Consider the following 5,640-nt stretch of genomic DNA (forward strand, 5'->3'; position numbering starts at 1 on the left):
GCCGTACGCTACCGTAGCCTACTCGCGGACGAACAGGCGGCCGGATACCCCAGCTTCGAACTCAGCAGAGCTGAGGTTCCGGCCGCTGTCTGACGAGGCTACTTGAACCTGCTGATGGGTGCGGGCAAGTGACACTTACCTGGTCCCGCCCCACCGTAGGCGCCAGGACAGTCGCCGCTCACCTCATGAACGAGGCCGGCTGGGCTACATCGCGGACCGGCCCTTTCCTGAGACCGATCTCTCTTGCTCGGACATCGACCCCCTCGAACTCACTGAGGCGGTCGGCTCCCGAGTGCTTGGCGCCCGCCTGAGCAGGGAGCACGCATCATCACGTTGTACATCGGCGTGGCCAGGCCATCGCGGTCTGACTGCATCGGTGCGAAGACCCGGTGAATTAAGGACATCAAAGTGAAAGTCGCATTCTTCACGACTGAGGCATCCGCGCACGGAGAAAGGCTCATTCCGACGCAGGCGGCCGAGAGCGGGTGGGGGAATGACCTGCTACGTGGGATGGCTGTGAGCGGAGCGCTGGCCCGTGGCACGGAGCAAGCGTTCCTCGGCCTCTGCGCCAGTGAGCTGCGCCCCACTCGTTTCACCCTTGACCTTTTCCACCCGCCGCACTCCGTCCCGTCCGTGGTGCACACCGCGGTGATCCGTAAGGGACGGAGGCTGATGTTAATCGACGCCTTCTTTGAGCAAGCCGGCAAGACGGTAGCCCGTTCCTCTACCCTGTTTCTTCGCCCGTCAAAGACTCCTGCCGGCCAGGTGTGGAGCCAAATTCCGCAGATTGAGCCTCCCCCCGCAGAACTGCTCCCCGAAGACAACGATGATCGGATTTACTTTGAGGAGGGGCGGGGCTGGGTCACCTCTGTCGACGCCGCTCATGAGCCAGTCCGCCGGCAGTCGTGGCATTTCCCCATACCGATTGTCGAAGGGGAAAAAATAACGGCATTTCAGACCGTGGCCTGTATGGGTGACGTGTCCAACGTCATTTCGAATTGGGGCGATTTCGGACTGGCACACATTAATGCGGATGTCACGCTGACAATGGCGCGTCTACCAGAAGACCTGCGGATGGGCCTCTCGGCATCGTCCCGAATCGAATCCGAAGGTCTGAGCGTGGGTAGTGCCATGCTCTATGACGCAGAAGGAGTCTTCGGCATGTCTCTGGTCACGGCGCTGGCCAATCCGAAGCACCGGGCGAACCCAAAGACCCGTCAGCCGATGCCCAGCCGCGTAACTCCATGATGTGCAGAGAAGTCTCACGTCCGAAGCCCTTCGTCCGCCGAGGCGGGGGGAACCCATCAAGTCCTCACATAAAGCCCGTCCCGTCCGGCACGTTAGGAGCAGAATCATGAGCCAAGCAGTCCCGAGCGTGCAGCGCAAGCCCCTGGCCGTGCCCACGCAGATCGCCCTCGCCGGTGTCTTCGCGGCCCTCATCGCGATCTGCTCCATGCTCCCCCCATCCCGGTCGGCGGCTTCGGCGTGCCGATCACCCTGCAGACCTTCGCCGTGATGCTCACCGGCCTGATCCTCGGAGCGCGCCTGGGCTTCCTGGCGGTCCTGCTCTACCTCGTGGCCGGGCTGGCCGGCCTGCCGGTGTTCTCCGGATTCAACGCCGGGATCGGCGTGCTGGCCGGGCCCTCGGCGGGCTACCTGCTCGCCTTCCCGCTGGCCGCCGGGCTGACCGGCGCCCTGTCCTCCCTGGTGCTGCGCCGCGGCCGGGCCGCCGCGGCGCGCGGCAACGGGCGGATGGGCTTCGGCTGGTGAGCCCTGGTGTTCCTGTGCGCCATGGTGGTCTCCTTCGTCTTCACCCACCCGATGGGCATTGCCGGCATGATGTTCGCCCTGGAGCTGGACCTGGCCACCGGCATCGCCGCCGACATGGTCTTCTGGCCCGGTGACGTCATCAAGAACGTCATGGCCACGGCGGTCGCCGCCACCGTGATCCGGGCCTTCCCCACCCTGGCCCTGCGCCGGTTCTGAGCGACGTGCTCACCGCGGGCAACGGGACCCAGGAGCCGGCCCCGGTCATCGAGGTGCGCGGCGCCGTCGTCGACCTCCCCGGTTCCGCCCCTGCGCCCGGGCAGGACACCGGGGCCGTGCCCGGTACGCTGCGGGTCCTGGGCCCCGTGCACGTCACGATCACCGAACTGGTGGTCGGCGCCAACGGCTCGGGCAAGTCCACCTTCGTGAGGCTGCTCAACGGGCTGGTCCAGCCTTGCGCCGGGTCCGTGACGGTGCACGGGCTGGACACCGTGGAGCGCACGAACGAGGTGCGGTCCCGGACCGGGTTCATGTTCACCGACCCGCTGGTGCAGCTGGTCATGCCCACGGCGGGCGAGGACATGGAGCTGTCCCTGCGCCGGACCATCCATAACCGTCGCGTCCGGCGGCGGGCCGCCGAGGACCTGCTGGCGCAGCACGGCCTGGCGGGCTTGGCGCACCGCAGCATCTACGACCTCTCCGGCGGGCAGCGCCAGCGCCTGGCCCTGGCCACCGTGCTCGCCACCGACCCGGCGCTGCTCGTCGCCGACGAGCCGACGCCCCTGCTGGACTTGGACTGGACCCTGGAGGTCCAGGATCTGCTGCTCTCCCTGCCGGGGACGGGCCGGTGCCGGCAACTGGTGTACACCACCCACGACCTCGAGTTCGCCGCGCGCGCGGGCCGTTGCCTCGTCATGGCCGGGGGGCGCGTCGTCCACGACGCCGACGGACCGGACCGCCGTGGCGTGGTACCGCCGAGACGTGCTGGCCCGGCGCGCCCGGGCGCGGCGGGACGGGGGCATGCGGTGAACCTGCTCGACCACCGGCCGGGAACCTCGCCCGTCCACCGGGTCCCGCTGGGGGCGAAGTACGCGATGCTGCTGGTGCTGAGCGTGGTCCTGGTGGCCTGGCGCGAGCCCGTGGTGATCGGCGTGGCGGTGCTCGGGGTGTGGGGTCTGTACCGGCTGGCCGGGCTCGCGGGCGAATTCCTGGCCCCCCTGGCGGCGCGGCTGGCCGCTGCTGCTGTTCGCCGGCGTGGCTCGCTGGGCCTCGGGCGTCTGGGGGCCCGTGCCGCTGTCCCCGTTACCTTTCTTATAGCCCCGGAACGAGCAAGAATCGGGGTTGCTGGCCTGTCGGCCCCGGCATGATCCGTTCCCCCAGTCGTCCATGATCCGAATCTTCTATATCCGTCAAGCGAGCCGCGGAAGCGTGATCGCGTCGGCGTGATGTGCATTGAGTGTGCGGTAGAGGCGTCGGGCGAGGTAACGCTTGAGACAGCGGCGGATCTCACGCGAGGTCTTGCCTTCGGCCTTCCTGCGCTCGGCATAGGAATGGGTTGCCGGATCATGGACCATCCTGACGACGGTCGCCAGGTGCAGTGCGCTGTTCAGGCGCCTGTCGCCGCCGCGGTTGAGCCGGTGCCTGACCGTGTTCCCTGACGAGGCGGGGATGGGATTTACGCCGGCGAGGGCGGCGAACGCGGCCTCGGAACGGACCCGGCCCAGATGGGACCATGCGGTGTAGACCACTGCAGCAGTGATCGGGCCGACCCCGGTCTCCTCCAGCAAGGCTGCTGCGGGACTGGCTCCTAGAAGCTCGGTGGTACGTGTCTCGTTATCCTTTAGTTCGGCGTCGAGGACAATGATGCGCTTGGCGAGACGGACGGCCTCCGCGCGGGCGGTCGCTTTAGCCAGCTCCTCTTCACGCCTGCGCCAGTGGGAGATCTCGATGAACTGGCTGTCCGTTAAGGGCCTGCGGGCGTCGACGCCCACGTCGACGCTGCGCAGGAGGGCCATGAGGGCATTGACCTTCGCGGTGCGCTCCACCGACATCTGTTCCCTGGCGGCTACGAGGACGCGCAATGCGGCCCGTACGCCGTCGTCCTGGCGAGGGATGCGCAGCTGGGATTCCTCGAGCGGCAGTGTTGCGGCAGCGATCGCGGCCGCGTCCAGCGGATCAGATTTCCCGGCACCGCGCCGGGCCGTCGCGTACGCCCTGACCCTGGGTGCCTCCACGACCCGGTAGCCGGATCGCATGACGGTGCCGGCCAGCAGCGCGCCGTAACTGCCGGTTCCTTCGATGACCCAGAGAGCTCCGAGGTCGCCTCCCGTGCGGCGAGCTGCCCACGCGATTGCACGGGATCTGCCTGCGTGCGTGTTGGGGAACCGCTCGGTGCCCAGATGCTCGCCCTTGGCAGTAAGCACAGCATAGGTGTGGGTGCGGGCGTGCGTGTCCACGCCGATGACGAAGGGGCAGTTGTGGGCAACAGTGGTCATCGTGATCCGGGGTTCCTTCCTCGCGAACGGGTAGATCCTTCTGGCCGCGGTACGGCCGGCGTCACCCGGGCGGAGGTCACTCCGAGGCACTCCTGTGATGGGCCACGGCCCCGAATCAGGGCTGGGCATTCTTCTGATCAAGCCGTCGGTGTGGGCCGAGCAGGCGCCGGCCGCCATCTCCAAAACCGGGCAATTCGGATCCAAGGCCCTCCAACGGGCCGAGGGGGTGCTGAGCCACAGCCAAGAAGAGGCGGCCAGTACCTACCCTGTCAGCCGGTCCCGGACCAGCCACATCAAGACTCACAGGGGGGTGTTGTCACCGGGGTCCGATAGGCGCCAGGGGATCGCTAATGGGGACCAGACCAGCCGCAGACTTCACCGCGGAGGCCGGCCGTAACGTGGATGCCGAGCTCTGGGGCCGCAGGACATGCCAGCGCTGTCAGAACGGACCGGACTTCTGGAGGCTATGCATGATCAAGGACCACGAAACGGTCGATGTCTTCATCGGCGTCGACGTCGGCAAGACCAGCCACCACGCGGTGGCCCTGGACAAGACCGGCAGGAAACTGCTCGATAAGGCACTGCCGCAGGATGAGGCGAGACTGCGGGCGATCATCGACAAGCTGGCCAAACACGGGACGCTGCTGCTGGTCGTGGACCAGCCCGCCACTATCGGCGCGCTGCCCGTTGCCGTGGCCCGGGCAGCCGGCATCCTGGTCGGCTACCTGCCGGGTCTGGCCATGCGCCGGATCGCGGACCTGCACCCCGGTGAGGCCAAAACCGATGCCCGCGACGCCTACATCATCGCCGAAGCCGCCCGCAGCATGCCGCATACGCTGCGCTCGATCGCCGTCGCCGACGAACAGGCCGTGGAACTGTCGATGCTCTGCGGCTTCGACGACGACCTGGCCAAGCAGGCCACCGCCGCCTCGAACCGGATCCGCGGCCTTCACCTGCGATCCATCCGGCCCTGGAACGGGTCATCGGCCCGCATCTGGACCATCCCGCGATGGCCGAACTGCTCCGGAAATACCCGACCCCCGAGGCCCTGCGCCGGGCAGGGCAGACCCGGGTCGCCGCGTTACTGACCAGGTTCGCTCCGCGTGCCGGCAAACGCTGGGCCGCGGAAATCTTCACCGCCCTGGACCAGCAAAGTGTCGTCGTCTCCGGCACCGGTGCCGCCGGCATCGTGCTGCCCCAGCTCGCGGCCCAGCTGGCCCAGCTGCGCACCTCCAGGGCCCAGATCCTGGCGCAGGTGGAGAAAATCGTGGAGGCCCACCCTCTTCACGAACTCCTGACGTCCCTGCCGGCGGTCGGCGTCAGGACGGCAGCCCGGATCATCACCGAGGTTGCCGGCAAGGAATTCAAGACCGCAGGC

Annotated in this window: 3 protein-coding genes and 2 pseudogenes; 4 read left to right on the plus strand and 1 reads right to left on the minus strand. The window is 67.7% G+C overall.

Going from position 1 to position 5,640, the window contains the following annotated elements; translation table 11 throughout:
• Nucleotides 1–408 precede the first annotated feature (408 nt).
• The 3 genes and pseudogenes from AC5RW2_RS40025 (at nucleotide 409) to AC5RW2_RS40035 (ending at nucleotide 3,134) form a co-directional block, all read left to right on the plus strand.
• Complete coding sequence (locus AC5RW2_RS40025) at nucleotides 409–1,248, plus strand: thioesterase family protein (protein WP_494031203.1); 840 nt, start codon at nucleotides 409–411, stop codon at nucleotides 1,246–1,248.
• Between the two features lie 267 nt (nucleotides 1,249–1,515).
• Nucleotides 1,516–1,986: pseudogene (locus tag AC5RW2_RS40030) on the plus strand (biotin transporter BioY).
• 5 nt (nucleotides 1,987–1,991) lie between these two features.
• Entirely contained in the window at nucleotides 1,992–3,134 is a 1,143-nt protein-coding gene (locus AC5RW2_RS40035) for an energy-coupling factor ABC transporter ATP-binding protein (RefSeq protein WP_494031202.1), read from the plus strand.
• 42 nt (nucleotides 3,135–3,176) lie between these two features.
• Here the strand turns inward: AC5RW2_RS40035 and AC5RW2_RS40040 are convergent, their stop codons facing one another.
• Nucleotides 3,177–4,262, minus strand: coding sequence for an IS110 family RNA-guided transposase (locus AC5RW2_RS40040; RefSeq protein WP_494031201.1), 1,086 nt, complete (start codon nucleotides 4,260–4,262; stop codon nucleotides 3,177–3,179).
• 470 nt (nucleotides 4,263–4,732) lie between these two features.
• Here AC5RW2_RS40040 and AC5RW2_RS40045 point away from each other — a divergent pair.
• Nucleotides 4,733–5,640, plus strand: a pseudogene (locus tag AC5RW2_RS40045) (IS110 family RNA-guided transposase); the annotation flags it as partial.

The organism is Arthrobacter sp. B0316-1-20, from assembly GCF_059091865.1.